Annotated in this window: 27 protein-coding genes and 1 pseudogene; 13 read left to right on the forward strand and 15 right to left on the reverse strand. The window is 67.2% G+C overall.

The window, feature by feature from the left end:
• Window positions 1–107 precede the first annotated feature (107 nt).
• Window positions 108–1,454: a nitrate/nitrite transporter gene (locus CKJ84_RS10625; protein WP_095546921.1), complete on the reverse strand. Its 1,347-nt coding sequence runs from the start codon at window positions 1,452–1,454 to the stop codon at window positions 108–110.
• 136 nt (window positions 1,455–1,590) lie between these two features.
• On the opposite strand from CKJ84_RS10625, the gene thrC reads away from it, so the two are divergent.
• From thrC to CKJ84_RS10635, 3 genes are read left to right on the forward strand one after another with little or no spacing between them, the layout of a single operon-like run.
• Window positions 1,591–3,033 (forward strand): threonine synthase, encoded by a 1,443-nt coding sequence (gene thrC / locus CKJ84_RS10630; protein ID WP_095546971.1) that lies wholly within the window; start codon window positions 1,591–1,593, stop codon window positions 3,031–3,033.
• Between the two features lie 25 nt (window positions 3,034–3,058).
• Window positions 3,059–3,196, forward strand: coding sequence for a hypothetical protein (locus CKJ84_RS12380; RefSeq protein ID WP_167457398.1), 138 nt, complete (start codon window positions 3,059–3,061; stop codon window positions 3,194–3,196).
• A 1-nt stretch (window position 3,197) separates the two neighbouring features.
• Complete coding sequence (locus tag CKJ84_RS10635; protein ID WP_233125676.1) at window positions 3,198–4,241, forward strand: S1 family peptidase; 1,044 nt, start codon at window positions 3,198–3,200, stop codon at window positions 4,239–4,241.
• A gap of 15 nt (window positions 4,242–4,256) precedes the next feature.
• On the opposite strand, the gene CKJ84_RS10640 is transcribed toward CKJ84_RS10635, so the two are convergent.
• Window positions 4,257–4,994, reverse strand: coding sequence for a hypothetical protein (locus tag CKJ84_RS10640; RefSeq protein ID WP_095546922.1), 738 nt, complete (start codon window positions 4,992–4,994; stop codon window positions 4,257–4,259).
• A 62-nt stretch (window positions 4,995–5,056) separates the two neighbouring features.
• On the opposite strand from CKJ84_RS10640, the gene CKJ84_RS10645 reads away from it, so the two are divergent.
• The 5 genes from CKJ84_RS10645 to CKJ84_RS10665 are packed head-to-tail and all read left to right on the forward strand — an operon-like array spanning window position 5,057 to window position 8,396.
• Complete coding sequence (locus CKJ84_RS10645; RefSeq protein WP_095546923.1) at window positions 5,057–5,581, forward strand: NUDIX domain-containing protein; 525 nt, start codon at window positions 5,057–5,059, stop codon at window positions 5,579–5,581.
• Entirely contained in the window at window positions 5,578–6,162 is a 585-nt protein-coding gene (locus CKJ84_RS10650) for a GH25 family lysozyme (protein ID WP_095546924.1), read from the forward strand. Before CKJ84_RS10645 ends, CKJ84_RS10650 begins: the two co-directional genes overlap by 4 nt.
• A gap of 11 nt (window positions 6,163–6,173) precedes the next feature.
• Window positions 6,174–7,307 carry an HNH endonuclease signature motif containing protein gene (locus CKJ84_RS10655; RefSeq protein WP_143340365.1) on the forward strand — a complete coding sequence of 378 codons (1,134 nt, stop codon included), beginning with the start codon at window positions 6,174–6,176 and terminating at the stop codon, window positions 7,305–7,307.
• A 40-nt stretch (window positions 7,308–7,347) separates the two neighbouring features.
• A complete protein-coding gene (locus CKJ84_RS12725) occupies window positions 7,348–7,677 on the forward strand; it encodes a ketopantoate reductase family protein (RefSeq protein WP_095546973.1) in 330 nt (109 codons plus the stop codon).
• Window positions 7,677–8,396: a ketopantoate reductase C-terminal domain-containing protein gene (locus tag CKJ84_RS10665; protein ID WP_095546926.1), complete on the forward strand. Its 720-nt coding sequence runs from the start codon at window positions 7,677–7,679 to the stop codon at window positions 8,394–8,396. Before CKJ84_RS12725 ends, CKJ84_RS10665 begins: the two co-directional genes overlap by 1 nt.
• Here the strand turns inward: CKJ84_RS10665 and CKJ84_RS10670 are convergent.
• Complete coding sequence (locus tag CKJ84_RS10670) at window positions 8,393–9,322, reverse strand: TDT family transporter (protein ID WP_095546927.1); 930 nt, start codon at window positions 9,320–9,322, stop codon at window positions 8,393–8,395. The two genes, CKJ84_RS10665 and CKJ84_RS10670, sit on opposite strands and share 4 nt — an antisense overlap.
• A 68-nt stretch (window positions 9,323–9,390) precedes the next feature.
• Between CKJ84_RS10670 and CKJ84_RS10675 the strand changes: the two genes are divergently transcribed.
• Window positions 9,391–10,245: a CPBP family intramembrane glutamic endopeptidase gene (locus CKJ84_RS10675; RefSeq protein WP_095546928.1), complete on the forward strand. Its 855-nt coding sequence runs from the start codon at window positions 9,391–9,393 to the stop codon at window positions 10,243–10,245.
• Here the strand turns inward: CKJ84_RS10675 and CKJ84_RS10680 are convergent.
• Window positions 10,211–10,489, reverse strand: a complete 279-nt coding sequence (locus CKJ84_RS10680) for a DUF4236 domain-containing protein (protein WP_095538082.1) — start codon at window positions 10,487–10,489, stop codon at window positions 10,211–10,213. The two genes, CKJ84_RS10675 and CKJ84_RS10680, sit on opposite strands and share 35 nt — an antisense overlap.
• 155 nt (window positions 10,490–10,644) lie before the next feature.
• On the opposite strand from CKJ84_RS10680, the gene CKJ84_RS10685 reads away from it, so the two are divergent.
• Window positions 10,645–11,247, forward strand: a complete 603-nt coding sequence (locus CKJ84_RS10685; RefSeq protein ID WP_095546929.1) for an META domain-containing protein — start codon at window positions 10,645–10,647, stop codon at window positions 11,245–11,247.
• Here CKJ84_RS10685 and CKJ84_RS10690 read toward each other — a convergent pair whose 3' ends face one another.
• Together CKJ84_RS10690 and CKJ84_RS10695 are read right to left on the reverse strand one after the other, a co-directional pair.
• Window positions 11,248–11,721 carry a hypothetical protein gene (locus CKJ84_RS10690; protein WP_095546930.1) on the reverse strand — a complete coding sequence of 158 codons (474 nt, stop codon included), beginning with the start codon at window positions 11,719–11,721 and terminating at the stop codon, window positions 11,248–11,250.
• 19 nt (window positions 11,722–11,740) lie between these two features.
• Window positions 11,741–12,001, reverse strand: coding sequence for a helix-turn-helix transcriptional regulator (locus tag CKJ84_RS10695; protein ID WP_095278171.1), 261 nt, complete (start codon window positions 11,999–12,001; stop codon window positions 11,741–11,743).
• A 160-nt stretch (window positions 12,002–12,161) separates the two neighbouring features.
• Between CKJ84_RS10695 and CKJ84_RS10700 the strand changes: the two genes are divergently transcribed.
• Both CKJ84_RS10700 and CKJ84_RS10705 read left to right on the forward strand, forming a co-directional pair.
• The gene (locus CKJ84_RS10700; protein ID WP_095546931.1) at window positions 12,162–12,776 is read left to right on the forward strand and encodes an META domain-containing protein; all 615 of its coding nucleotides are present in this window, start codon (window positions 12,162–12,164) and stop codon (window positions 12,774–12,776) included.
• Between the two features lie 155 nt (window positions 12,777–12,931).
• Window positions 12,932–13,267, forward strand: a pseudogene (locus CKJ84_RS10705) (carboxymuconolactone decarboxylase family protein); the annotation flags it as partial.
• Window positions 13,268–13,314: 47 nt separating this feature from the next.
• On the opposite strand, the gene glnA reads toward CKJ84_RS10705, so the two are convergent.
• A complete protein-coding gene (gene glnA / locus CKJ84_RS10710; RefSeq protein ID WP_095546933.1) occupies window positions 13,315–14,751 on the reverse strand; it encodes a type I glutamate--ammonia ligase in 1,437 nt (478 codons plus the stop codon).
• A gap of 116 nt (window positions 14,752–14,867) precedes the next feature.
• Between glnA and CKJ84_RS10715 the strand changes: the two genes are divergently transcribed.
• Entirely contained in the window at window positions 14,868–15,329 is a 462-nt protein-coding gene (locus CKJ84_RS10715) for an RDD family protein (protein WP_095546974.1), read from the forward strand.
• A gap of 30 nt (window positions 15,330–15,359) precedes the next feature.
• Here the strand turns inward: CKJ84_RS10715 and CKJ84_RS10720 are convergent, their stop codons facing one another.
• The 8 genes from CKJ84_RS10720 to sucB form a co-directional block, all read right to left on the reverse strand.
• On the reverse strand, window positions 15,360–16,664 hold the full coding sequence (locus CKJ84_RS10720; protein WP_095546934.1) for a threonine/serine exporter ThrE family protein: 1,305 nt from the start codon (window positions 16,662–16,664) through the stop codon (window positions 15,360–15,362).
• Window positions 16,665–16,692: 28 nt separating this feature from the next.
• The gene (locus CKJ84_RS10725; protein WP_095546935.1) at window positions 16,693–17,481 is read right to left on the reverse strand and encodes a DUF4191 domain-containing protein; all 789 of its coding nucleotides are present in this window, start codon (window positions 17,479–17,481) and stop codon (window positions 16,693–16,695) included.
• A gap of 74 nt (window positions 17,482–17,555) precedes the next feature.
• Window positions 17,556–18,599, reverse strand: a complete 1,044-nt coding sequence (gene lipA / locus CKJ84_RS10730; protein WP_095546936.1) for a lipoyl synthase — start codon at window positions 18,597–18,599, stop codon at window positions 17,556–17,558.
• 34 nt (window positions 18,600–18,633) lie between these two features.
• Window positions 18,634–19,422 carry a lipoyl(octanoyl) transferase LipB gene (lipB, locus tag CKJ84_RS10735; protein ID WP_095546937.1) on the reverse strand — a complete coding sequence of 263 codons (789 nt, stop codon included), beginning with the start codon at window positions 19,420–19,422 and terminating at the stop codon, window positions 18,634–18,636.
• 47 nt (window positions 19,423–19,469) lie between these two features.
• Window positions 19,470–19,862 carry a glycine cleavage system protein GcvH gene (gene gcvH / locus CKJ84_RS10740; protein ID WP_095278151.1) on the reverse strand — a complete coding sequence of 131 codons (393 nt, stop codon included), beginning with the start codon at window positions 19,860–19,862 and terminating at the stop codon, window positions 19,470–19,472.
• Between the two features lies 1 nt (window position 19,863).
• Entirely contained in the window at window positions 19,864–20,952 is a 1,089-nt protein-coding gene (gene gcvT / locus CKJ84_RS10745; RefSeq protein ID WP_095546938.1) for a glycine cleavage system aminomethyltransferase GcvT, read from the reverse strand.
• 30 nt (window positions 20,953–20,982) lie between these two features.
• On the reverse strand, window positions 20,983–23,823 hold the full coding sequence (gcvP, locus tag CKJ84_RS10750; protein WP_095546939.1) for an aminomethyl-transferring glycine dehydrogenase: 2,841 nt from the start codon (window positions 23,821–23,823) through the stop codon (window positions 20,983–20,985).
• 175 nt (window positions 23,824–23,998) lie between these two features.
• Complete coding sequence (gene sucB / locus CKJ84_RS10755) at window positions 23,999–26,092, reverse strand: 2-oxoglutarate dehydrogenase, E2 component, dihydrolipoamide succinyltransferase (RefSeq protein ID WP_095546940.1); 2,094 nt, start codon at window positions 26,090–26,092, stop codon at window positions 23,999–24,001.
• Window positions 26,093–26,129 lie beyond the last annotated feature (37 nt).

A 26,129-nucleotide genomic window follows, 5' to 3' on the forward strand; every position in this document is an offset into this window, starting at 1 on the left:
AGCATGCGCCGGCGACGGGCGGGCAGCTGCCGCAGCTTGGCGACGCCGCCATCCGCTCCGTCGTGGACATCCTGACCGGGCGCCAGGAGCCGCCCCGGCGGTAGGGGCTACGCGTCCTGCAGCTTCTGCCGCTCGGCGGGCGCCTCGTTGACGATCTTGACGCGCGGTGTCGCGGTAAGGCGCTGCGCCTTGCGGCGCGACACGAGCAGGCCGATGAGCAACACGGCGGCCGTGACGTAGAAGGCGATCCAGGCGAGCTGGAAGTCGTGCCACTGGTAGGCCTGCCCGTGCGAGGAGTGGTCGAGCAGCACGCCGACGGTCTGAGCGCCGATCATGGTCGCGACGAACCCGCCCATGTTGCCCAGGCCGGTGCCGGTGGCGACCATATTGGTGGGCAGGTTTTCGCGCACGGCGTCGAAGCCGAAGTTCGCGGTGGGCACGCACAGGCCCATGATGATGGCCATGGTGAGGATGGCCGCGTAGCTGCGCGGCTCGCTGGGCAGGAAGAAGATGATCCACGCCAGCGGGGTGACGCCGCCGAGGATGAGGGCGCCGAGGTCGCGGCTCGAGCCCATGCGGGCGGAGACCGCGCCGACGAACGGTGCCGAGGCGATATTGACCACCGTGAACAGGATGAGCACGGTGCCGGCCTGGCTTTCGGTCAGTCCCATGCCGAGCGTCATGAGCGGCAGGCCCCACAGGAGGCAGAAGCTGAACATCCAGAAGATGACCCAGCCGTGGATGAAGAAGGCCTCCCAGGCGATGGGGGAGCGCAGGACCACGCCGAGCACCTCCTTCATCGGGGTGCGGTCGTCCTGGCGCTGCTGCTTGATCTCGCGGCGCTGGCCGGGCGTCATCTCGGCCCATTCCGGGGTGTCGGCGACTGCGATCGCGGCGAGGAGCGCGACAAGTAGGCCGAGCGCGCCGAGGGAGACGAAGGAGACGGTCCAGCCCTTGGCGGTGAGCAGGGCGAGGAAGGGGACCGCGGAGAGGAACTGGCCGAGCTGGCCGAGCGCCGCGGTGAGCTGGGTGAACAGCGGGGTCTTCCGCGGCGGGAACCAGTAGGGCAGGATGCGCATGCCGGACAGGAACGCGGTGGCGTCGCCGGCGCCGATGAGGACGCGGGCGACAATGGCTACGCCGTACGACGTGGTCAGGCCGAGGACGATCTGCCCCACGGCCATGATGATGGCGCCGGCGACGAGCATGAAGCGGGGGCCGAGCCTGTCGATGAGCAGCCCGGTGGGGATCTGCGCGAAGGCGTAGACGCCGACCTGGACTGCGGTAAAGACTGCGATTCGTGATGCGTCGACGTTGAATCTGTCGATAGCTTCCACGCTTGCCACACCGAAGGAGGTGCGGCCGAGGATGGCTACGGCATACACAGCGACTGCGCCGAACCACACGATAAGGGCTTTGGTTGTCAGTTGTTCGCGTGGATGATTGTTTGCCATGGCAATGAATGGTAATACCCTAACGCCCGTTATGTTTAATTGGGAATACCTTTGAGGGAACTCGTGCACGTTGCGCAGCCCGATGCGCCGCAAAAATATCTACGAATTCCAACCCGGTCCCGTAAACTCGACGCCCGTGGATTACATTTCAACTCGCGATACGACCGCCTCACCGCACAAGTTCACCGACATCCTGCTCGGGGGATTGAGCGCCGACGGCGGTCTGTTCATGCCGGCCACGTATCCGCGCCTGGAGCCTTCGCTTCTCGACGCCTGGCGTGACCTCCTCGCCGCCGAGGGGTACGCAGCCCTCGCGGCCGAGGTTGTGAAGCTGTTCGTGGACGACATCCCGCCAGCGGTGATCGAGGAACTCACCGCCAAGGCCTACAGCACTCCCAAGTTCGCGCACCCGGACATCGTTCCGGTCACGGAGCTGGATGAAACGCTCTCCATCGCCCACCTGTCCGAGGGCCCCACCGCCGCGTTCAAGGACATGGCGATGCAGCTGCTCGGCGAGCTGTTCGAGTACGAGCTGACCCGCCGCGGCGAGGCGCTCGCCGTGTTGGGCGCGACCTCGGGCGACACCGGCTCGTCCGCCGAGTACGCGATGCGCGGACGCAACAACATCCGCGTCTTCATGCTCACCCCAGCCGGCCGCATGACCCCGTTCCAGCAGGCGCAGATGTTCGGGCTGGACGACCCGAACATCCACAACATCGCCCTCGACGGCGTCTTCGACGACTGCCAGGACGTGGTCAAGGAGGTCAACGCCGACGCCGCCTTCAAGGCCAAGTACTCCATCGGCGCGGTGAACTCCATCAACTGGGCGCGCCTGCTTGCGCAGACCGTCTACTACATCTCGACCTACCTGCGCGTGACCGAGTCGAACGACGAAAAACTCTCGTTCGCTGTACCGACCGGCAACTTTGGTGACGTGTGCGCGGGCTACGTCGTCAAGCGCATGGGCCTGCCCATCGACCGCCTCATCGTGGCCACGAACGAAAACGACGTGCTCGACGAGTTCTTCCGCACCGGCAACTACCGCCCGCGCTCCTCGGCGGAAACCCAGGCCACCTCGTCGCCGTCCATGGACATCTCGAAGGCATCCAACTTCGAGCGCATGCTTTTCGACGCCCTCCAGCGCGACGCCTCCGCCACCAAGCGCCTCTTCGGTACCAAAGTGAAGGAGGGCGGCTTCGACCTGGACGATCTGGGCGGCCAGGAGGTCCTGGACCGCATCCGGAACGACTTCGGCTTCGTCTCGGGCTCGTCCACCCACGCCGACCGACTCGCCACGATCAAGCAGACGTGGGAGGAGCACGGGGTAATGGTGGACCCGCACACCGCCGACGGCATCCACGTCGCACGCGGCCTTGCCGACGAGACCGACACCCGCATCGTGGTCCTGGAGACCGCGCTGCCGGTCAAGTTCGCCGACACGATCGTCGAGGCGACCGGCCGCGAGCCGCAGGTGCCGGAGCGCTTCGCCTCCATCTTGGCCGCCGACCGCCACGTCACGGACCTGCCCAACGACGCGGAGCGCGTCAAGCAGTTTATCGTCGATACCCTCGGGCAGTAAGCCCCAGCACGAAAAGGAGCACACCATGGCACAGGAACAGTTCGCCGGCCCCGACTACTTCACCGAGTTCGACCCGGAGAAGTTCATCCGCGACCTAAAGATCCAGGCATCCGCCGGCGCTGAGTCGGAAAACGACGCGGAGGAGCACTCGGACGCCGAGTAGCGTGACCCACCCAAACGATTCATCGACCGGCAACCACGCCAGGAAGTACCAGCCGACCTACGGCGAGCGCTGGACGTTCCCGGAGCCCGCGCCGCAACACCGCGCCGCACCCGCCCCGCGCAGCACCACGGCACGCACCGTGAGCTGGGTGGTCTGCATCGTCGCAGTCGCCCTGTTCGTCGCCTCCGTGGTGTGGCTCGGCTTGACCACCTCGCAGCTGCCCACCGGCTCCGTCGAGGAGCGCCAGGCGCGCGAGGCGGTGCAGACCCCGCTGGAGACGGAGGCCGCCGAGTCTGACGGCCAGGCCAACCTGGTCCGCGTGCCAGCGTTCGCGTTGTGGGCGCCCGGTACGCGCATCCAGACGACAGACCACCAGCCGCAGCCCGGCGAGAGCTTCACGGCGCAGTCGTGCACCGTCGCGTTCAGCTTCAGCGACGCGGCGGGCCAGCACTACGCCGTCACCGCGGGGCACTGCGGCCACGCCGGCGACCTCGTGTGGCCCACGAACGCCTCGCGCGCCTTCGACTACGCGCACGAAGTCGGCCAGTTCGTCTACTCGGGGCTGTTTGCTCACGACGCCAGCGCCTCCGACGGCATCGACGTCGGCATCATCAAGATCACCGACCCGGACCGCTACATGGACGTGATTGGCGACCCAATCCCCACCGGCATCGCCGACGAAGTCCCGCCAGTGGGCCACGTCTGCAAAACCGGCGCCACCACCGGCTACACCTGCGGCGAGTTCGAAGACACGCAGCGGGTGCAGATCGTGAACGCGGGGGACGACGAAGACCGCGAAACCTTCGGCGACATCGCCGCAGTCTGCGCCGCCGCCGGCGACTCGGGCGGCCCGGTGTTCACCCACGTCAACGGCCGCGCCGTAATCATCGGCATCGTCTCCGGCACGGAGGCCGGCCGCAGCGGCGAGGACTGCTGGGAGGGGATGGAGAACCCCAAGCTCATGTCCTACTCAAACGTCGAGCAGATGATGACCGTGATCGACCAGGTCGTGCCGGACGCACAGTGGGAGACGCAGCGCTGGTAGCGCTGCGCTGCGAAGCTACCAGGATTGGCCAGGCTCCGGCATGCGCCACTTCTCGCGCAGCGCCGCGCCGGCCGGTTCGTGCTTGTAGGTGTGCGGCCGCGAGGGATTCGCCTCCATGATGGTGAGCTCGTCGTCCGTGAACGCCTCGAAGGTCGCGCGGTCCAGGTACGGGCGCAGGCCGAACTCCTCCCATGCGGGCTGCAGCGCCTCCACCTGCTCGTGCGTCGCGTCGAGCCAGTACAGCTGCGCGAGTTGGCCGCCCCCTTGACGCTCCAGGTTGTTGGTCACCGTAACCGAGTTGGCACCGTGCTCGTCGCCGAAGTGGAGGAGGTCGGCGATGGTCTGGGGCGGGAGCGTCGTGAAGCAAAAGCCCAGCAGCTCGAAGCGCATGTTGTCGGGTGTCTCGAGGGTCAGCGTGTCCAGGCAGTTCTGCTCGAGCAGGCGCGAGATATGGCCGGCGGTCTCCGCACTCACCATGGCGGTGGGGGTGAGGTCACCGCGCAGCATCACGCCGGTTTTCGTGGCGCCTACCTGCGCGTCGGCGATGACATTGGGGCGGACGCTGGCGGCGACGTTGGGGGCGTCGGCAGGCGCGGGGTTCCAGGCGGAAACCGGCGGCGCCGGCGTCGTCTGCGTGGTGCGCGCGTTGGTCTGGTAGCTGGTCAGCGCCGCGATCATGACCACGAGCGCGATCAGCACCGCGCCGTAGACGGTGATAAATACGGCTTTGGGGAGGCGCTTCAGGGTGTGCATCGCAGCTCATCCTAGCCGACGTAGACTCGTGGGCACGCGAACGACGAACGAAAGGACACGCCGTGCCAACCCCGGAATTTATCGTGCAGATCCGCGAGAAGATCGGCCACGACCCGCTCTGGCTGCCGTCAGTCGCCGCGATCGTGCTGCGCGATTCCGTCGACCAGTCTGCCTGGGCGGTGCCGGACGTGCTGCTCGTGCGCCGCGCGGACAACGGCGAGTGGACCCCGGTGACCGGGATCGCAGAGCCGGGGGAGCAGCCGCACGACGCGGCGGTGCGCGAGGTGCGCGAGGAGACCAGCATCGAGGCTACGCCCGCCGCGATCCTTGGCGCGGGGTCCGTCGGCCCTCTCGTGCACGCCAACGGCGACCGGGCCAGCTACATGTCCGTGCAGCTGCGCCTCGAGCCGGCAGACCCCGCCGCGGAGCCGGTGGTGGGCGACGACGAGTCGACCGAGGTCGGCTGGTTCCCCATTTCGCGCATGCCCGTCACGGACCCGAAGTGGCGCCTGGCCATCGCGGACGCGGCCGCCCAGCGCCGCCACCCCGCGTCGTTCACTCCGCGGATGGGGCTGTCCAAGCGGTGAGGCTCGGCGTCGACTGCTCCGAATACCAGGCCGGCCTCGACTTCGCAGGCTTCGATTTCGCGGTCCTTCGCACCACCGACGGCACCTACCAGGACCCGTGCTTCGAGCAATTGCTTCTCGACGCCCACTCGTCCCACTGCTCCCTGTCCACCTACCACTACCTGCGCAGCCCGTCCGAGGGCACGACCGTCACCGAGCAGGTCGGTGCCGCCCTCGACGTGTTGGGTGGGAGGCGGCTGCCGATGTGGCTCGACGTGGAGTCACCCGCGGGGCTTTCGCTTGCCGACGTCCGCGCCGCCGCCACCGCCTTCCGTGCCGCCGACGTCCCCGTCGCCGGTATCTACACCACCGCCCGCTACTGGCGACGCCACATGCGCCTTGCCAACCCGGCGGAGTTCGGCGCGCTGTGGCTGGCGCAGTGGGGCGACAACTCGGTGACCGACCCCGCGCGCCTCGGGCCGTGGCCGCGGCCGCTCGGGTTCCCGGCACCGCAGGTGTGGCAGTTCACGTCCCGCGGGCGCGTCGGCGGGATCGCGGTGGATCTCAACCTTGCGGTTGCGGGGTGCGTGGGGGTGGGCTAGGTTGTGGGCCTATGGGGGAGGAACAACTACGGGCCTTTTTGGCCTTCCGCGCTGGGGGTATTGCCACGCTCCGGCTCGTCGACGAGGCCGGGCTCGACGCGCCCGCGCTGGTGAGGATGGGCGCGGCCGAGGACTACGCGGACACGCTGGTTCGGCTCGCACAGCGGTTCTTTCAGCCGACCAGCCACTCGCGCTACCAGGCCGAGGCACGCTCCGCGGCGGAAGCCAACAGTCACTGCATTGAAACGCTGGAACTGATCGAGCGCACTGCTCGCCGCATCAGCAACCCGACCAAGCGTTGGGAATACACCGCCGAGCTGTGCGCCGCGCAGGGGGATACGGCCACCATCGCAAAGAAAGCCGCCCGGCTGCGCAAGGACTTCATCGCGCCGCGCGTGCCCGAGGACGGGGTGCGGATCCAGCGCGACATGAAAAACGACAAGTTCATCATCCGGCTCACCGGCCCTACTAACCGGCTGCAGGACGTGGTCACCACCTTTGAGACGCCCGACGAGCGGGGCAAGCCCATCGATGCGATCGACTGGATTGTCAACAACCGGCGCATCGTCCAGGCGCCGGTGGCGGTGCACGCGATTGTCACCGACAAGGACATCGACCACGTGCTCGCCGGCACCGACGACAGGGACGACACCGAGCCGGTCGTGGTCACCAACACCGGGGTGCGCATGACCACCAGCCAGTTGCTCCAGCGCCGGATCCTGCCGGACGGGTACATCACGCTCGCCGCGGAGCACCTTGGCCCGATCAACACCCACCGCATGCGCCTCGCGTCCCGGGTGCAGCGGCTCGCGCTGGAGGCGGACTCGCCGACGTGCTGCTGGCCCGACTGCAACGCGCCGATCTCCAAGTGCCAGGCCCATCACCTCACCGAGTACGCGCACGGGGGAGAGACCACCCCGGCGAACATGTGCTGGCTGTGCCCGCACCACAATGCCGTCAACGGCGACCCGAAGCGCGGCCGCATGACCCGCATCAACGGGCGCATCGCGTGGGTCGGTCCGAAGTACGCCGCGCCGCGCTTCACCGGCCGGGCCTACGCCGATACCGGCGCCGTGATCGGCGGGCCGGCTCAGGGCGCGCCGGCCGGTGAGCCCACCTACGCGGGACCGTCGCCACCGGAGTAAAGGCGCACGCGGCGGCGTGCGCGCGGATAGACTGTGCACCATGAAGGTGGTGTGCATTGGTGCGGGCGCGATCGGCGGGTACTTCGGCGGCGTGCTCGCAGAGGCTGGTCACGAGGTGTCGTTTGTCGCGCGCGGGGAGACGCTCGCGGCGCTCAGGCAGCGCGGCGTGCTGCTCAGCCGCGGCGACGAGCCGGCCCGCGCCTCGATGCGCGAGGCGTTCACGCCGGGGACCGGGAGCACGGCGGCGAGGGTGCGGAACCGCTCGCCGCGGTGGAACGTGCAGGTGAGCGTGTCGCGCCCTGTCTCTTATACCCATCTAGATGTGTATAAGAGACAGCGGCGGAGCACGCCGGGGAGGCCGCGGACCTGATGGGCGGGGCGGACATCGTGGTTGTCGCCACGAAGGCGCTGCCGGATAACCCGACGTTCGCGGACCTCGCGGACGCGCGGCAGCTTGGCGGCGTGCCCATCGTCACGACGCAGAACTCGGTCGAAATCCACGACACCGCCGCGCGCATTTTCGGCGCCGACCGGGTCCTCGCCGGGGTGGCCCGCTGCTACGCCACGCGCGTCGGGCCGGCAAAGATCGTGCTCAATCCCGGGCCTTTGGCGTTGAGCTTTGGGCCGGTGGCGGGGGCGTCGATAAGCGAAACTGCCCGGGAGTTCCGCGCGGCGCTGGATGAGGCGGGGATCGGCGGCGAGCTGTACGCGCCGGGCGACGTGCTTACGGACGTGTGGTCAAAAGCCATGTTTGTCACCACCACGGGCGCGCTCGGCGCGGTGGCCGGCGTGCCGATGGGCGTGCTTCGCGACGCTTTACGCCCCCAACTCCGCGCCCTCATGAAAGAAGTCGAGGCCGCAGCCCGCGGGCTTGGCGTGCGGCTGCCGGCGGACGCGGTCTCGCAAACCCTCGCGTTTGCGGACCAGCAGTACGCGGGCGCGACGAGCTCGATGCAGCGCGACATCGCGGACGGACTGCCGAGCGAGCTCGACGCGCAGGTCGGCGCGATCCGCCGGCAGGCCGCCGCTGCGGGCGTGCCCACCCCGCTGCTGGATTACACCTACGCGGTGCTCGCGGTGCGCGCCTAGCTCGTGCGCCCCTCCGCCACCCAACTGACGAACCGGCTCGAGCACAGCGCCCAGTGCGCGACGAGCAGCACCGGGATGCTCAGTGCGATCGCGTCCAGCCACTGCGACCCGCTGACCATCGCCATCTGGTGTCCGCCCATGCTGACGGTGCCCGGCGGGAAGGTGCACGACCACCACGCCGGCGAGTACGGCACCCAGCGCGCGGCGTTGGGGTAGAAGGTGATCATGGCGTAGATCGCGAGCGGGATCGCGATGATCAGCGCGACCAGGCCGTAGTAGATGGAGACCGGGCCGGGGAAGAGGATCTGCATCGCGGTGGTGGATTGCCCGACCACGCCGAGTGGCACCCACGCGGTGGCGGACTTCGCGCCCTCGAAGTCAACGCGCCCGTGCCAGGCGGCCCAGTAGACGCGGGCGAATGTCGGCACCGCGGTAAGCAGCGACATGACAAACAGGGCGGTGCCCATCACGTGGTAGAGCGGGCCGTAGTCGTGCGCGAGCCAGCCGGAGACGGACGCGGAAATCATCGGCCCGACCAGCGGCAGGCCCCAGGTGAACCGGGGCTCGCCGTCGAATCGCGTGAGCTGGATCGCCCAGGTGATGACGGTCACTGGGCCGCCGATCCAGAAGCCGATGAGCCTGTACACGCCGTCGCCGGTGAGCCCGGACAGCGCGGCGCCGAGCGCGAGGATGCCGATAAAGTACATCGACCACTCGGCCATCGTGGTGCGCTCGAAACTGGGCTGGCGGTAGCGCGCAAAGCCTACGGTGAGCACGACCAGGATCACGCACGCGATGGCGGCGAAGACGCCGGCGAGGAAGAGGAGGTCTTCCTCGACGAGCAGGCGCGCGACGATTGAGGTGCCCATGAGGCTGCCGCCCCACGCGGGGCCCGGGGGCGGGAGTTGGCGAAATTTGTCAGTCACGGGCTTATGGTAATCCCTATTGCTTCACGACGCCACGTTACCCCACCCCAGCGGCGTATCATGAAGTTATGGGTTCCTATCATATGCTCGGCCGCGACGGGGCGCCGCGCGTTGCCTGGTGGCGTCCGCTTCTCGAGTTCGTCGTCGTCCTCATACTCTTCTTCGGCATCTACGCCGCGATGCTCGCGCTTTTCAGCGCGGCGGATCAGTTCTTCGACCCGTCGGTCAAAGCGATGGGTGAGTTCGAGTTCGTGGACACGCCCTGGCTCGCGCTCGCGGCGGGGTCAATAGAGGCCGCGACGATCCCTGCGGCGTTCATCGCCGCGTGGTTGCGGGGCCGGCGCCCGTCCGCGCTGTGGTCGGTGGAGCGCCGCTTCCGGTGGCGCATTTTTGGCATCGCGCTGGTGCCGGCGCTCGTCGCGTTCGGTGCGGAGCTAGGGTACACGCTGTGGCGGAGCGAACCCGCGGACGGTGCGTTCACCGCAGAGAACTTCGGTGCGTTGTGCATCCTCGTCGCGCTCATCCCGCTGCAGGCGCTGTCGGAAGAGCTGGTGTTTCGCGGCTCGCTGGTGCAGGCAGTAGGGCAGTGGACCCGCTCGCCGTGGGTGGCCTACCTCGTCCCCGCGTTCATGTTCGTCTCCGTCCACGACTACGGCTGGCGAGGCCAGCTCAGCGTCGCGACGTTCGCGCTCTGCGGCGCGTTCCTCACGTGGGCAACGGGCGGGCTCGAGGCGTCGTTGGCGGTGCACGCCGTGGCGAACACGCTCGCGATCCTACCGGATCCCTTCCACGTGCCCGTTGCGGGCTTGGCTGAGGCGACGGTGGGGGATGCGGTGGCGTCGATAGGCGCGACCGTGCTCGCCACCGCCGCGATTTGGTGGCTGGTGGCTAGCGGTACTGCTGCGAAATCTCGTCGAAGCTAGCCTGCTCCTTGCCAACCTGCTTGCGCTGCTGCTTCGCGCGCTTCTTCCTGCGCACCTGGTTCGGGGTGTCGCGCTCCTCGTAGCGCAGGCCGGGGATCCCGGTGCGCATCGTGCGCGTGCGGCCGCCGTTGGAGTTGAACGTGTAGCGGAACGGGCCCGAGCCGACGGACGCGGAGAGGCCGGATCCGGACATCGTGAACCGGAACGGCCCGAACTTCTTGGAGCGGCGGAAACGGAACGGCATGGGGGCTCCTTATCGGCGTAGCGTAAAAAGTCCCTCAAGCGTAGCAAAGACCACCCCACACTCGACCTTGGTGCGCGGTGGCAGGACCGTAACGCTTTCATAAGACGTGTTCGTTCCGCGGGAGATCGCGCCGGAGCGCCGGTACGTTGGTCCGCATGGCTAACCAGATCGTACGGAAATTGACCACCAAGACGGCTGCCGCGGCGGCGATCGGCGCGCTGGCGCTCAGCGGCGCTGGTACGGCGGGGGCGCAGGACCTGTCGTCTGTGCCGAGCGTCGCAAGCCTGAACGTGACCGACTACGTCGATACCGACCGGCTTGGCGAGCTCAACGCCACCGTGCTTGGCGGCGCGAGCGGGAAGGCGGCGGAGCAGCGCGCGTCGCAGTCTTCCGTCGTGACCACCCTGCCCGCCGACGCGCAGCCGCTGCCCAAGTCGCAGGCGCAGCGCGCGGTGACCGGGCTGCTTGAGGCGAAGCAGAGCCAGGCGATGACCGTGGAGCTGCGCGCCGACGGCACGCTCACCTACAGCGACGGCTGCAACTCCGGCAACGGCCTGTACACCATCGACGACGTCGGCTCTCTGCACGTCAGCGGCCTTTCGGAGACCCGCGTCATGTGCGATTCCGCGACGATGAACAACGCCGCCGCGCTGAAGTCGGTGCTGCAGTCCGCCCCGGCCGTGTACCAGGTTAACGGTGGCGTCGCGCTCGGGAGCGCGGCGAAGGCGATCGAGTTCACCAAGGCCGCCGCGCAGTAGTTACTCGGCGGCGATGAGCGCGTCGCGGTTGATCTTGCCCGCCAGCGAGCGCGCCACCACGAACGGGATCCAGAGCATCTGGCAGAAGAGCAGTTTGGCAAAGAACAGCGCCACGTCCAGGCTTGACGGTTCGAATCCGAAGCGCGTCGCGAGCGCCAGGAATCCTGCCAGGACAAACATGGCGGTTGAGGAGAAGATGGACCAGCTTAGTCCCTCGTCGCGAGCCTCGATGTGCCGCTGGGTCTCGTATTCGTCGAGCTCGGCGCGCGGCATGTCGGCCCCGCCGATGGATTTGCGAAGCAGCAAGATTCCGACCGCGGCGAGCGCACCCCCACCGAGCCACAGCGCAGTGGACACGGTGGGGTTGAAAAATTGGAGGACCGCAGCGAGCAGCATGATCGCGATTCCGACGTCGGTGGCCAGGGTGAGCCTCTTTCGCTTCACGACGATCGCGTGAACATCTTTCGGCGCCATGGGGAGTCCTTTCGGGGTTTTAGGGTGTGCGGTAGATCTCGGTTGACATTGGCGTGAACTCGGTACGGGAGAACACGGCTTCCACCGGTAGCCCGAAGACGTCGCAGATTTTGAAGGCGAGGTCGAGGCTGGGGTAGTGGTCGCCGCGTTCGAGCGCTCCGATGGTTTGTGGATTGACTTCAACCGCTTCCGCGAGTTGCCCGCGCGACATGTCCCGTTCGGTGCGCAGCACGCGGATACGGTTAAAGATCGGATCCACAGGTCTTTTCTTTGGGGACATGACTCAGAGTGTTGCATAAACACAACGGGTTATCAACTGATTGCACCAACTTTCATGCGACTTTCAGCTTCGACCGCCGCGTTTAGGAGTGCCCTGGAGATACCGTTCTAGTTCTCTCAAGGTGGTTGATTTGGCGGTTTTGCTCGGTAGGTTGAGGGCCATGGTTTCCAAGATCATGAAGAAACTGTCCACCGCAACCATTGCCGTTGCCCTGATGGGTGGCGCCACCGGCACCGCCAACGCACAGGAGCTGCCGCAGGGGCTGTCGTCTGACCCCGCGATCGTCGAGAGTGCTGCGGGGCTCAGCTCCATCCTCATCGGCGGCGCACCGGCGCTGCCGGGCTCCAGCGCTCAGCTGCCGGCTGCTCCGGCCGAGCAGGGCGGCCTGATTACCGCCCTGCCCGAGCACGCGCAGCCGGCACCCGAGCATCTGCGCGGCCCCGCCGTCGAGCGCCCGCTGCAGGCGAAGGCCAACGAGAACGTGACCATCGAGTTCAGCCCGGACGGCACCCTGACCTACGGCGACGGGTGCAACTCCGGCAACGCCACCTACCACTTCGACGAGCAGGGCAAGCTGCACGTCGGCGACCTTGCCGAGACTCAGGCGCTGTGCGACCCGGCCGCTATGGCCGCCGCCGACGATCTGAAGACCATCCTGCAGGCGAACCCGGACGTCTACATCCTGGACCGCGACACCATCGCACTGGGCAGCCAGGGCCACGGGATCGAGTTCATCGAGGCGAAGGCCACGATCAGCGAACCGCAGGAAGGCTAAGAACGCGACCCACGAGAAACGATGCACTCGCGGCCCGGACTACTTTGGTCCGGGCCGCGTAGCATCGTTCTATGACTGCACACAAACCAATTTCGAAAGTCGCCTACGCGCCAATGCTCGGGCTGGAAACATAGGCCGAGCGCGTCGACAAGCGCTATTCGCACCTGGTGCAGCTGCGGGCTTCCGCGCTCAACCAATGCGTGTATTGCCTGGCCATGCACCGTCGTGATGCGAAGAAGGACGGCTGGAGCGAAGAAAAGATCAGCAGCACCGAGCGCTGGACCGACTACAAGGAGCAATTCACCGACGAAGAATGCGCTGCGCTCGAGCTCACCGACGCCGTGTCCCGAATCCACGGGGCGAAGGGTGCGAGAAACCTGCTCATGGCGGTCGTGGCGATCAACGCCTGGAATCGGATCGGCATCACCACACGACTTAACCCGCGAAGCCTCTCCGGAGTTGACGACTTCGACCTAGGCATCCGAGCATAAGCAAACCCCGAGGGAACACCCTCGGGGTTTTGACTTACGCGCGCGAGCTAGCAGTCGAAGTACATTTCGAACTCGAGCGGCGTCGGGCGCAGCTGGGCCGGCGCGATCTCGTCCTCGCGCTTGAGCGTGAGGTAGGTCTGGATCAGGTCGTCGGTGAAGACGTCACCTTCGGTGAGGAAGTCGTGGTCCGCCTCGAGGGCGGCGAGCGAGGCCTCGAGCGAGGTCGGTGCCTGCGGGATCTCCTTCGCCTCCTCCGGCGGGAGCTCGTAGAGGTCCTTGTCCACCGGGGCGTGCGGCTCGATGCGGTTCTTGATGCCGTCGATACCGGCCATCATCATCGCGGCGAAGCCGAAGTAGGGGTTGCCCGACGGGTCCGGCGCGCGGAACTCAATGCGCTTGGCCTTCGGGTTGGTGCCGGTGATCGGGATGCGGATCGCGGCGGAGCGGTTGCGCTGCGAGTACACCAGGTTGATCGGCGCCTCGAAGCCCGGAACCAGGCGGTGGTAGGAGTTCAGCGTCGGGTTGGTAAACGCGAGCACGGCGCCGGCGTGCTCGAGGATGCCACCGATGTACCAGCGCGCCAGGTCGGACAGGCCGCCGTAGCCGGACTCGTCGTAGAACAGCGGTTCGCCGTCCTTCCACAGCGACTGGTGTGCGTGCATGCCCGAGCCATTGTCGCCGGCCAGCGGCTTCGGCATGAACGTCGCCGTCTTGCCAAACTGGGTCGCCGTGTTCTTCACAATGTACTTGAAGTCCTGCAGGTCATCGGCCGCGTGCAACAGGGTGTTGAAGCGGTAGTTGATCTCCTGCTGGCCGCCGTTGCCCACCTCGCGGTGGAAGCGCTCGATGTGGAAGCCGGCCTGGTCGAGGTTGCGGACCATCGCGTCGCGCACGTCGACGGTCTTGTCGTACGGCGGGACCGGGAAGTAGCCGCCCTTGTAGCGGTTCTTGTAGCCCAGGTTCGGGTTGCCGTCGGCGTCGGATTCCTTGCCGCGGTTCCACCAGCCCTCTTCCGCGTCGATCTCGTAGAACGCGCGGTGGCCCTCGGCCTCGTAGCGGATGGAGTCGAAGAGGTAGAACTCGGCCTCGGCACCGAAGCTGCAGGTGTCCGCAATGCCTGTCGACGCCAAGTAGTCCTCCGCCTTGCGCGCCACGTTACGCGGGTCACGCGAAAAGGCCTCGTGGGTGAACGGGTCGTTGACAAAGAACTTCACGTTCAGCGTCTTCGCCTCGCGGAACTGGTCCAGCTTCGCGGTGGCCAGGTCCGGCATGAGCGTCATGTCGGACTCTTCAATGGTGGTGAAGCCGCGGATGGAGGAGCCGTCGAACGCGAGGCCCTCTTCCATGACCTCCTCATCAAACATGGACGCCGGGATGGAGAAGTGGTGTTCGCGGCCGGGAACGTCGGTGAACCTGACGTCGACGAATTCGACTTCCTCGTCCTTGATGAATTTTGTTACGTCCTCGATATTTTCGAAAGACACGTGCTATCTCCTTACGGCGACAATGTGAACCACACCAAGTTTAGTCGAATGCCCCGCCGCGGTCGCGGACCCCGCCCATTTTCGTCGCCCGCGCGGCGCAGCTAGGCTTGGTCACCATGGCAGGATCGAAGAGTTGGCGCGAAGGCCCGGAAATGCCGAACCAGTTCGGCGGCACACCGGAGTACCCAGGGCAGACGTTGGGGCTGCCGGCGGAGGGGCCGGGCTCGCAGGCGTCGGTAATGCGGCGCGCGGGCGGCGTCCTCATCGACTGGGTCCTCGCGTGGGCGATCGCGACGCTGATTACCGCCACCACGGATGCGTTGGGAGACACCGCCACACTGACCTACCTCGTCTGGATCGTCCTGGGCATCCTCACCGGATGGCTCATGGCCCGCACGCCCGGGATGGCCATGCTGGGTATGGGCGTCGCGCGTGTCGACGCCACCGAGCCCGTCGGCCTCTGGCGCGCCGCGCTGCGCACCGTCCTGACCGGGTTCGTGTTCCCGGCCGCGATCGTGGACGCGGACGACCGCGGCATGCACGACCGGGCGACGAACACGACGGTGATCCGCGGCTGAGAAGGGGGAAGTGAGGGCGTCGATAAGCGACTAGCCCGGCGTACCACCGAGGTTTTCGCGGAAGTCGATGTGGTGCTGGAACGCCCAATTGCGGTCCGTGATGAGGCGGGCGACGGTAAGCCCGCCGGAGAGGAAGAGCACCGCGAGGACGACCTCGGTGGTGGCGCTGATGCCGCCGGTGACGTCGCCGCTGGTCAGCTCCTGCATCGCGGCGTAGATCGTGGTGCCGGGGATCATCACGACGGTCGCGGGGATGGTGACCGTGGAGCGCGGGACGTGGAAGTGCTGCCCGAGCCAGCGGCCGAGGATACCGATGGTGAGCGTGCCGAGGAAGCACGCGAGGAAGTACCGCATGTCGGCGTGGAGGAGGACGAGTCGCAAGACGTTGGCGACCGTGCCGAGCGTCGCGGCGAGGAGCGCCATGCGCCGTGAGGCGTTGAAGATGATGGCAAAGCCGCCGATACTAAAGAAGCTGGCGACGGCTGCGGCGAGGTAGAACCCGAGCTCCGGCTCCGCGGCGATGTGCGGCGGCGGGGGAGCGCTGGTGATCATGGCGATCACGGCGACGGTGAGCATCATGGCCACGATCACTTCGAGCGCGTAGAACAGCCGGGGGATGCCGGCGCTGAAGTCGAAGCGCGACAGATCATTGAGCGCCACGAACAGCGGGAAGCCGGGGATGAGGTAGAGGATCGCAGCGACGAAGCCGGCGGAGAGCTGCGTGTCCGCGCCCGGCACGAGGAGCGACAACAGCAGGAAGAGGATGGTGGAGACGGCGCCGGCGATCATCACCACGCCGAGCTGGAGGAAGCGCTTGTGCGCCAGGCGCTGGCGCACGAACTGGCCGACGCCCGCGGCGATCACCACCAGCACAGCGGTGAGCAGGGAGAAGCGGTTGAGGATCGCGAACCCGCCACACGCCAGGCCCGCGGCGAGCGACGCCACGAGGGGGCTCCAGCGAGGGGTGTGGATGTGCTCGATGTCGTCGAGAAGCGCGTTGACTTCCTCGGCGGTGGCGTAGTGGTGCAGTTCGTGGCGGCTAAAGTTTTCCAGCGCCTCGATGCGCGAGGCGTTCACGCCGGGGACCGGGAGCACGGCGGCGAGGGTGCGGAACCGCTCGCCGCGGTGGAACGTGCAGGTGAGCGTGTCGAGCCCGACGATGACGTCCGCGTGGTCGAAGCCGAGCGCGCGGGCGCACCGCTTCACGGCGCGGATGACTCGGTAGGCAGGCGCGCCGGAGGTCAGCAGCATTGAGCCGTAGCGCAGCGCCGTGCTGGCCTCTACGCCCATGCCGAAGTGCTCGTCGCTGCCGTGGTGCGTGTGGTCGATTCGCATCGTCGTCTCCGGTAGCCGCCCGGTCGCTCTACTTACCCTTGCGCTGCTGCATGCGGCGCATGCGGCGGTTCATGCCCGCCATGTTCTGCGCCTGGCGCGGCATTGGGCCGCCCGGCATGCCGGCGACCTGGCCAGGGCCCTTGCGGGTGTCCATCGCTTCGAGCTTGGCGTTGAGGGAGTAGACCTCGTCCTTCTTGTAGTTCTTCGGCAGCTTCAACAGGTGCTTCTGCAGGTCACGGACGGGAACCTGGTCCTCGCCGTCGCCGGCGTAGACCTCGTGGATCGGCACGCCCGCCAGGAGGCGGTCGACGCGCTTGTGCTCCTTCGCCATCATCGGCTTAAGGCGGTTCGGGTTGCCCTCTCCAACCAGCACGACGCCGGGATTGCCCACGACGCGGTGGATGGTGTCCATGTGAGTGTTGGCCTGGACGCCGTTCTTGGTCAGCCAGACGATGCCCATGGTGTTGCGCATGTTTTCCAGGGTCCAGCCTGCGGCGCCCGGGGTGTCGCCGACCTCGTCGTACATGGACTTCTCCAGGCGGCGGGAGAACAGCCACATCGCCAGCACAGCACCAAGCAGCAGGCCGATGACCAGCATGAACCACTGGCCGCTCCAGAGCAGGCCGATGAGGAAGAACAGCAGGCCCACGCCGAGCACCGAACCCAGCATGATGGGGATGAGCGCCTTGTCGCGCTCCTTTTGCATCTTGAACGCCTGCCACACCTGGCTGCGCGTCTGCTTGCTCTTCGCGCGCTTCGCGGCGCGCTCTTCCTTCTTCGCGGCCTTCGCTGCGGCCTTGTCATCCTGCTTCGCCATGTCGCCAATGTTAATGGCACGCCCCGGGCAAGCAAAAAGAAACGCCCGCCGGTGAGGCGGGCGTGAAGCAGTGCTTAGCGAGTGACCACGGGGTGGTCCTGCGACGGGCCGTACTTCTTCAGCAGGGTCGATGCCTCCTGCGTCGTTTCGCCCTGCGAGGTCTCCTTGAGGTGCTTGAGGTTTTCCGGCAGCTCGCGGCCGTGGTGCTCCATTGCCTGGACGTAGAGCTTGCCGGCGCGGTACGAGGAGCGCACGAGCGGACCGGACATGACGGCGGCGAAGCCCATGTCGTAGGCGGCGTCGCGGTATTCGATGAACTCCTCCGGCTTCACCCACCGGTCGATCGGGTGGTACGTCGGGCCGGGACGCAGGTACTGGGTGATGGTGATGATGTCGGTGCCGGCGTCCTGCAGATCTGCCAACGCCTCGAGGATCTCCTCGCGGGTCTCGCCCATGCCGAGGATGAGGTTGGACTTGGTGATCAGCCCGAAGTCGCGCGCCTGGCGGATCACGTCCAGCGAGCGCTCGTAGCGGAACGCGGGTCGGATGCGCTTGAAGATGCGCGGCACGGTCTCCACGTTGTGCGCGAAAACCTCGGGGCGGGCCTCGAAGACCTCCTGGAGCAGGTCCGGCTTGCCGGAGAAGTCCGGGGTGAGGTTCTCCACACCGGTGTGTGGGTTGAGCTCGTGGATCTTGCGCACGACCTCGGCGTAGAGCCACGCGCCCTCGTCCTCAAGGTCGTCGCGGGTCACGCCGGTGATGGTGGAGTAGTTCAGGTTCATGCCGCGGACCTCTTCGGCTACGCGGCGCGGCTCGTCGCGGTCCAGCGGGTCGGGCTTGCCGGAGGCGATGTCGCAGAAATCGCAGCGGCGGGAGCAGCGGGAGCCGCCGATGAGGAAGGTCGCCTCGCGGGATTCCCAGCATTCGTGGATGTTGGGGCAGCCGGCTTCCTGGCACACGGTGTGCAGGCCTGCGCCCTTCACCTTCTGTTTCATGTCCTCGTACTCAGGTCCCGTTTTGACCTGGTTGCGGATCCAGCGCGGTTTCGACTCGATCGGAGTCTCCGCGTTGCGCTTTTCGATTCGGAGGAGCTTTCTGCCATCTGGTGCTACAGTCACGCCCCCTACGTTAACGGACGTGTCAAGCACTGCGTTACCGCGGTCGCTTCTTCAGCCCCTTCGTGGGGTCCGGCGCCGAGGCGAAGGTGTGGTTTGCCACCGTGAGCTCGCCGGACAGCGCGCGGTCGAGGTGGTGGAGGAGCCTTGGGGCGATTGCCGACGCCCGCGTGTCCCTCCCCAACTCCAGACTCATGGTGGTCACGTCGGCGTCGTCAATGCCGCAGGCGACGATGTGCGCGTAGTGGGCGAGCGTGTTATCGCAATTGAGGCTCAGCCCGTGCATGGTGACGCCACGGGTGATGCGGATTCCCAGGGCCGCGATTTTGCGGTCGCGCGTCGGTGCCGACGGGTCGGCGGCGCGCGTGGTGTGGGGGACCCAGACGCCGGAGCGCCCGTCGATGCGGCCGGCGGTGGTCACGCCCGCCTCGCGGACCGTCTCAATGAGCGCCTCTTCCAGGCGGCGGACATAGTCGACCACGTCAACGGGCTCGGCGAGCTTGATGATTGGGTAGACCACGAGCTGGCCCTCGCCGTGCCACGTGATGCGCCCGCCGCGGTCCACGTTGACCACGGGGACGGGGTAGTCGGCGTCGGGCATGTCCTCGGGCTGCGTGCGCTTGCCCGCGGTGAACGTGGAGGGGTGCTCGAGGACGAGCACGGTGTCGCCGACCTCGCCCTTCGCGCGCTTCGCCGCGAGCTCCGCCTGCAGGTCCCAGGTCTCCTGGTACGGCACGACGCCGAGCTCGCGCACCTCGAGCGGGGTGGCGGCGTCGGCGCGGATGGATTTGTCGGCGGGGAAAAATGGGTCACGCGGGGCAGTCATGCTTTCGCATTCTAGCCCCGCGTGAAGTGGTGGGTGTTTAGCGCTGTTTAGCCCTCGACGCCGTTCTCTGCGGCGTACTCGTCGGCGGTCATAAGCTCGCCGACGGACTCGACCTCGACCTCGAAGAGCCAGCCGTCGCCGTACGGGTCATTGTTGATGGCCTCGTACGCGCCGTCGATGTCCTCGTTGACGGCGGTCACGGTGCCGGTGACCGGGGAGAACAGGTCGGAGACGGACTTGGTGGACTCGACCTCGCCGCAGTGCTCGCCGGCGGTCACGGTGTCGCCCACCTGCGGCAGCTCGGCGAAGACGATCTCGCCCAGGCGATCAGCGGCCACGTTGGTAATACCCACGCGCACGGTGGCGCCGACGGCGGTGTCCGGGGTGGCGTTGATCCACTCGTGGTCCTCGGAGTAGTAGAAGTCCTTCTGCAGTGCCATGTTAGGCGTCCTTTCGGGAGTAAAACGGGGTCTCTACGATAGTAAACGGATAGCGACGTCCACGGATGTCAATTTCCACAGCCGTGCCAACCTCCGCGTGCTCGGGCGCGATGTGCGCCAGTGCAACAGGGTAGCCCAGCGTCGGCGAGGGCTGGCCGGAGGTGACCACACCGATGCGGTCCTCCGCGCCCGGCAGGAACACCTCCGCGCCCTCGCGCGCGGCGCGGCGCTGCTCGGAGGTCAGGCCGGCGATGACCACGGTCGGCTCGCGGCCGGTCAGCACTTCCTTGCCCACAAAGTCCGCTTCCTTCTTGGCAAAGGCGCGGCCCATCCCAGCCTCGACCGGGGTGATGTTGGTGGTGAGCTCGTGGCCGTAGAGCGGCATCGATGCTTCGAGGCGCAGCGAGTCGCGCGAGGCGAGCCCGCACGGGGTGCCGGAACCGATCACGGCGTCCCACACCGCTTGGGCGTCTGCGTTGGCACAGAACAGCTCGAAGCCGTCCTCGCCGGTGTAGCCGGTGCGGGCGACGAACACCTCGACAGACCCTCCGCCTGCCGGGCGCAGGGTCATCCAGGCGCCGGAGTAGTAGGCGAGTGTGTCGGCGTCGTCGCTGAGCAAAGGCTCGAGGACCTTGAGCGCATTCGGGCCCTGGACCGCGACGAGCGCCACGGCCTCAGAGTCGTTGCGCAGCTCAACGTCGAAGTCGCCCTTGCGCGCTTCAAACGCGGCCCACACGGTGGCGGTGTTGGCGGCGTTGGGCACGACCATGAAGTGATCATCGGCCATCTTGTAGGTGATCAGGTCGTCCAGGATGCCGCCGTCCTCGGCGACGATCATGGAGTACTTCGCCTTGCCCACCTTGAGGATGGACATGTTGGAAATCAGGGCGTAATCCAAAAACGCGGCGGCGTCGGGGCCCTTGACGTCGATCTCGCCCATGTGGGAGAGGTCGAAGATGCCGACGGCGCTGCGCACCGCGCGGTGCTCGTCGAGCTCGTTGCCGTACTTCAGCGGCATGTTCCAGCCGCCGAAATCGGTAAACGTGGCGCCCAGCTTCTCGTGGGCTGCGTGCAGGGGAGAGGTAGCCATGAGGGTTCTCGCTTTCAGTGGGGAGGGGGACTATTCGCCGGTGTTGATGCCAAAGGCTTCCGGCGGCGGGCAGGCGCAGACGAGGTTGCGGTCGCCGTACGCCTCGTCGATGCGGCGCACCGGCGGGAAGTACTTCGCGTGCACGAGCCTGTCGACCGGGTAGGCCGCCTGCTCGCGGCTGAACTCGTACGGCCAGTCGGAGCGCACCACGGAGTGGGCGGTAAACGGCGCGTGGTGCAGCACGGAGGATTCGTAGGCGACGCGGCCGTCGATGATCTCCTGGATCTCGCCGTGGATGGAGCGCATCGCCTCGACGAAGCGGTCCAGCTCGGCCAGGTCCTCGGATTCGGTCGGCTCGACCATGAGGGTGCCAGCGACCGGGAAGGACAGCGTCGGCGCGTGGAAGCCGTAGTCCACCAGGCGTTTCGCCACGTCCGCGGCGGTTACGCCGGACTTGTCGGTCAGCTCGCGCAGGTCCAGGATGCACTCGTGGCCCACCATGCCGTTGTCGCCGGTGTAGAGGACCGGGAAGTACTCGTTGAGCTGGTGAGCGAGGTAGTTGGCGCCGAGCACGGCGTGCTGGGTGGCGGACTTCAGCCCGTCGGCGCCGCTCATGGCGATGTAGGCCCACGAGATCTGCAGCACGCCCGCGGAGCCGTAGAGGCTCGCGGCGACGGGCACGCCGGCGTCGCCAGGCACAGGCGCCGAGGCCTGCTCGAGAGAGATGTTCGCGTCGCCCGGCAGGAAGGGGATGAGGTGCTCGCCCACGCCGATCGGGCCCACGCCCGGGCCGCCGCCGCCGTGCGGGATGGTGAAGGTCTTGTGCAGGTTGAGGTGGCTGACGTCGCCGCCGAAGTCGCCGGGGCGCGCGATGCCGGTCAGCGCGTTCATGTTTGCGCCGTCGATGTAGACCTGGCCGCCGGCGGCGTGGACCTTGTCGGCCACGGTCCGCACGGTGTCCTCGTAGACGCCGTGCGTGGACGGGTAGGTCAGCATGATGGCGGCGACGTGCTCGCCGTGCTTCTCCAGCTGCACGTCGAGGTCGTTCAGGTCGATCGAGCCGTCGTCGGCGGTCTTGATCACCACGACTCGCAGGTTGGCCAAGCTTGCCGACGCCGCGTTCGTCCCGTGCGCCGACGCCGGGATCAAGCAGATGTCGCGCTCGGTATCGCCGTTTGCTACGTGGTAGCGGCGGATCGCGAGCAGGCCGGCGAGCTCGCCGGTCGCGCCCGAGTTGGGCTGCAGGGACACCTCGGCATAGCCGGTGATGCTGATGAGCCAGGTGCGCAGGTCGTCGATAAGCGTGGCCCAGCCCTTCGTGTATTCGGCCGGGGTGAAGGGGTGCACGTTGGCGAACTCGGGCCAGGTGATGGTCTCCAGGCCCGCGGTGGGGTTGAGCTTCATCGTGCAGGAGCCGAGCGGGATCATCGTGCGGTCCAGCGCGAGGTCCTTGTCGCCGAGGGCGCGGATGTAGCGCATCATCTGCGTTTCCGAGTGGATCGCGTTGAAGGTATCGTGGGTGAGGAACTCGGTACGGCGTTCCAGCGCCTCGGGCAGTCGCGTCTCGGCGGTCTCGGGGGCGGTGGCGTCGAACGCGGCGAGTAGTGCGGCCAGGTCGTCCTCGGAGGTGTCCTCGCCGAAGGACACGCCCACGGTGGTCGCATCGATGGCGCGCACAAGGTAACCAGCCTGCGCAAGCTTCTCGACGACCCCCTGCGCGTCCCCAACCTCAACCGCCACCGTGTCGAAGAAGTGCGCGTGCTTGACGCGCGCGCCGGCGGCCTCGACACCAGCGGCGAAGCGCGAGGCGAAGTCGTGGACGGTGCGCGCGATCTCGGTCAGGCCGGCGGGGCCGTGATAGACGGCGTACATGGAGGCCGCCACAGCCAGCAGCGCCTGGGCGGTGCAAATGTTGGAGGTGGCGCGCTCGCGGCGGATGTGCTGCTCGCGCGTCTGCAGTGCGAGGCGGTAGGCGGGGAAGCCCTCGGCGTCTTTGGACACACCCACCAGGCGGCCCGGCAGCTGGCGCTTGAGCTTCTCCGGCACCGCCATGAACGCTGCGTGCGGGCCGCCGTAGAACAGCGGGACGCCGAAGCGCTGGGTAGAGCCGATCGCGATGTCGGCGCCAAGCTCGCCCGGAGACTCCAGGACGGTCAGGGCGAGGATGTCGGCGTCGACGGTGACCAGGCCGCCGCGCTCGTGGATCGCCTCGATGACCGGGCGCGGGTCCGCGATGTCGCCCTCGGTGCCCGGGTAGGCCAGCACGGCGCCGACGAGATCCTCGCCAACCACGCCCTCGGAAAGGTCAGCGACCTCGACCTCAAGGTCGATGGCGCGGGCGCGCTCTGCCGCGACGGTAATGACTTGGGGGTGCAGGCGGGCGTCGAGAAGCACCCTGCGTCCCTTGCGCACCGCGCGCGACATGAGGCCGACGGCCTCGGCGGCTGCGGAGGCCTCGTCCAGCAGCGAAGCGTTGGCAATGTCCAGGCCGGTGAGGTCCTGCACCATGGTCTGGAAGTTGAGCAGCGCCTCCAGACGGCCCTGGGAGATTTCCGGCTGGTACGGGGTGTAGGCGGTGTACCACCCGGCGTCTTCGATCACGCCGCGGCGGATCACCGGCGGGGTGAGCGTGGAGTTGTAGCCCTGGCCGTAGAACGCCTTGAGCACGGTGTTCTGGCTTGCGATCTCGCGCAGGCGGTCCTGCGCCTCGTACTCCGTGAGCGCCTGCGGCAGCTGCAGCGGCCCGTCAGCGAGGATGCCCTTCGGCACCGCCGCGCTGATCAGGGCGTCCAGCGACTCGTAACCCAGCGCGTCCAGCATTTTCCGCTGCTCGCTCTGGTCGGGGCCAATATGACGGGAGATGTAATCCAACAGGTGCTCCTTGGTCGAAAGTGGTGCCAAACACTGTCAGTATACGGTCTGGGCCTTAGGTGACTCGAACTGTGGGGGAGTCCCAGAACGCACACAGCGGCCCGGCCCCCGTTCGTGGGGGACCGGGCCGCTGCGTCGCTGTGCCGTTGATCCGGCGCCGGATCAGTAGGCGAAATTACAGGGCAAGGTCTGCCTCGAAGTCGCCGACCTCAATGCGGTCCTTGATCGTGGTGATGAAGCGACCTGCGTCTGCGCCGTCGACCAGCTGGTGGTCGTAGCTGAACGGCAGGTAGCACATCTGGCGGATCGCGATGGAGTCGATGCCGTCCTCGGTGACGATGACGGGGCGCTTCTCAATCGTCGCCGTGCCCAGGATGCCGGCCTGCGGCGGGGTGAGGATCGGGGTGTCCAGCATGGCGCCCTCGGAGCCGATGTTGGTCACCGTGAAGGTGGCACCGGTCAGGTCGTCCGGGCGCAGCTTCTTGTTGCGGGCGCGCTCGGCCAGGTCCTTGATGGCCTTGGCGATCTCGGCCAGGTCCATGTCCTGCGCCTTCTTGATCACCGGCACGAGCAGGCCCTGCGGGGTGTCCACAGCAATGCCGATGTTGACGTCGGAGTGGTAGGTGATCTCCTTGGTCTCCGCGTTGTAGGACGCGTTGACGTTCGGGTGGGAGACCAGCGCCTCGGCCGTCGCCTTGATGAAGAAGGCGAGGTAGGTGATGTTCGTGCCGTGCTTCTCCACGAAGGCCGGCTTGACCTTCTTGCGCAGCTCTGCGACGCGGGTGACGTCGACCTCCTGCACGTGGGTGAGCTGGGCGGTGGTCTGCAGGGACTCGACCATCTTCGCAGCGGTGATCTCGCGGATGCGGTTGACCTTCTGCGTGGTGCCGATGAGCTTCTGCTTCTCCGGGTCCACGGACTTGGTGGACCAGTTTGCGCGAGCACCCTTGGCGGCCGGCTTCTCGGCCGCGCCCTTGTCAGCTGCGGAAGCGCCCTTGTCAGCTGCGGCCTCGCCGTTAGCAGCAGCCAGCACGTCCTGCTTGCGGATGCGGCCTCCAACGCCGGTGCCCTCAACGGTGCTGAGGTCAACGCCGTGCTTGTCGGCCAGCTTGCGCACCAGCGGGGTGACGTACGGGACGTCGCCACCGCGGTTTGCCAGCTTCTCGGAAGCGCCCGCCTTCGGGGCCTCCTTCTTGGGCGCCTCCTGCTTCGGGGCAGCCTTCGGAGCTTCCTCCTTCGGCTCCTCTGCCTTGGCCGGAGCCTCTTCTTCCTCAGCCTCGTCGGCTGCGTCGTCTGCGCCAGCGGCAGCGGCGTCTGCGTCGCCGACAACGGCGATGGCGCCGCCGACCTCGATGGTGTCGTCCTCTTCAGCCAGGATCTCCAGCAGGGTGCCGGCGACCGGGGACGGGATTTCGGTGTCGACCTTGTCGGTGGAGACCTCGAGCAGCGGCTCGTCGACCTCGACCTCGTCGCCGACCTCCTTGAGCCAGGTGGTGATGGTGCCCTCGGTGACGGACTCGCCGAGCTCCGGCATCTCAATCTTGGTGCCAGCGCCCGAGCCGGAGGACTTCTTCTCCTGCTTCGGAGCTTCCTGCTTCGGCTCCTCTGCGTTGGCCGGAGCCTCTTCCTCGGCCTCGGTCTCGTCGGCTGCGTCGTCCGCGCCAGCGGCAGCAGCGTCTGCGTCGCCGATGCGGGCGATGACCTCGCCGACCTCGACGGTGTCGTCCTCATCGGCCAGGACCTCAACCAGAGTGCCGGCGACCGGGGACGGAATTTCGGTGTCGACCTTATCGGTGGAGACCTCGAGCAGCGGCTCGTCGACCTCGACCTCGTCGCCGACCTCCTTGAGCCAGGTGGTGATGGTGCCCTCGGTGACGGACTCGCCAAGCTCCGGCATCTCGACGTCGGTCGCGGAGCCGGACGCCTTCGGTGCGGACTTGGCTTCCTGCTTCTCGGACGGTTTTTCCTCTGCGGCCTCGTCCTTTTCCTCAGCCTTGTCGGCGGAGTCGGCGGAGCCAGCGGCTTCCTCGCCCTCCTCGCCGATGATGGCGATGACCTCGCCGACCTCGACGGTGTCGTCTTCCTCAGCCTTGACCTCAATGAGGACGCCGGCGACCGGGGACGGAATTTCGGTGTCGACCTTATCGGTGGAGACCTCGAGCAGGGGTTCGTCTACCTCGACGGTATCGCCGACTTCCTTCAGCCACGTGGTGATCGTGCCTTCGGTGACAGACTCGCCCAGCTCGGGCATCTCTACGGAGTGCGCCATGTTTTCTCAGTCTCCTCGTAGTTCAAGGTTGTAACGG

Origin of the sequence: Corynebacterium sp. NML 120412, from assembly GCF_002285155.1 — a bacterium.
GTDB classification, from domain to species: Bacteria; Actinomycetota; Actinomycetes; order Mycobacteriales; family Mycobacteriaceae; genus Corynebacterium; species Corynebacterium gottingense.

Bases quoted from the DNA above. Each gene is read 5' to 3' on its own strand.
- CKJ84_RS10625 (WP_095546921.1), bottom strand. From the start codon at position 1,454: ATGGCAAACAATCATCCACGCGAACAACTGACAACCAAAGCCCTTATC.
- CKJ84_RS12380 (WP_167457398.1), top strand. From the start codon at position 3,059: ATGGCACAGGAACAGTTCGCCGGCCCCGACTACTTCACCGAGTTCGAC.
- CKJ84_RS10640 (WP_095546922.1), bottom strand. From the start codon at position 4,994: ATGCACACCCTGAAGCGCCTCCCCAAAGCCGTATTTATCACCGTCTAC.
- CKJ84_RS10655 (WP_143340365.1), top strand. From the start codon at position 6,174: ATGGGGGAGGAACAACTACGGGCCTTTTTGGCCTTCCGCGCTGGGGGT.
- CKJ84_RS12725 (WP_095546973.1), top strand. From the start codon at position 7,348: ATGAAGGTGGTGTGCATTGGTGCGGGCGCGATCGGCGGGTACTTCGGC.
- CKJ84_RS10665 (WP_095546926.1), top strand. From the start codon at position 7,677: ATGGGCGGGGCGGACATCGTGGTTGTCGCCACGAAGGCGCTGCCGGAT.
- CKJ84_RS10675 (WP_095546928.1), top strand. From the start codon at position 9,391: ATGGGTTCCTATCATATGCTCGGCCGCGACGGGGCGCCGCGCGTTGCC.
- CKJ84_RS10680 (WP_095538082.1), bottom strand. From the start codon at position 10,489: ATGCCGTTCCGTTTCCGCCGCTCCAAGAAGTTCGGGCCGTTCCGGTTC.
- CKJ84_RS10685 (WP_095546929.1), top strand. From the start codon at position 10,645: ATGGCTAACCAGATCGTACGGAAATTGACCACCAAGACGGCTGCCGCG.
- CKJ84_RS10690 (WP_095546930.1), bottom strand. From the start codon at position 11,721: ATGGCGCCGAAAGATGTTCACGCGATCGTCGTGAAGCGAAAGAGGCTC.
- CKJ84_RS10695 (WP_095278171.1), bottom strand. From the start codon at position 12,001: ATGTCCCCAAAGAAAAGACCTGTGGATCCGATCTTTAACCGTATCCGC.
- CKJ84_RS10700 (WP_095546931.1), top strand. From the start codon at position 12,162: ATGGTTTCCAAGATCATGAAGAAACTGTCCACCGCAACCATTGCCGTT.
- CKJ84_RS10715 (WP_095546974.1), top strand. From the start codon at position 14,868: ATGGCAGGATCGAAGAGTTGGCGCGAAGGCCCGGAAATGCCGAACCAG.
- CKJ84_RS10720 (WP_095546934.1), bottom strand. From the start codon at position 16,664: ATGCGAATCGACCACACGCACCACGGCAGCGACGAGCACTTCGGCATG.
- CKJ84_RS10725 (WP_095546935.1), bottom strand. From the start codon at position 17,481: ATGGCGAAGCAGGATGACAAGGCCGCAGCGAAGGCCGCGAAGAAGGAA.
- lipB (WP_095546937.1), bottom strand. From the start codon at position 19,422: ATGACTGCCCCGCGTGACCCATTTTTCCCCGCCGACAAATCCATCCGC.
- gcvH (WP_095278151.1), bottom strand. From the start codon at position 19,862: ATGGCACTGCAGAAGGACTTCTACTACTCCGAGGACCACGAGTGGATC.
- gcvT (WP_095546938.1), bottom strand. From the start codon at position 20,952: ATGGCTACCTCTCCCCTGCACGCAGCCCACGAGAAGCTGGGCGCCACG.
- sucB (WP_095546940.1), bottom strand. From the start codon at position 26,092: ATGGCGCACTCCGTAGAGATGCCCGAGCTGGGCGAGTCTGTCACCGAA.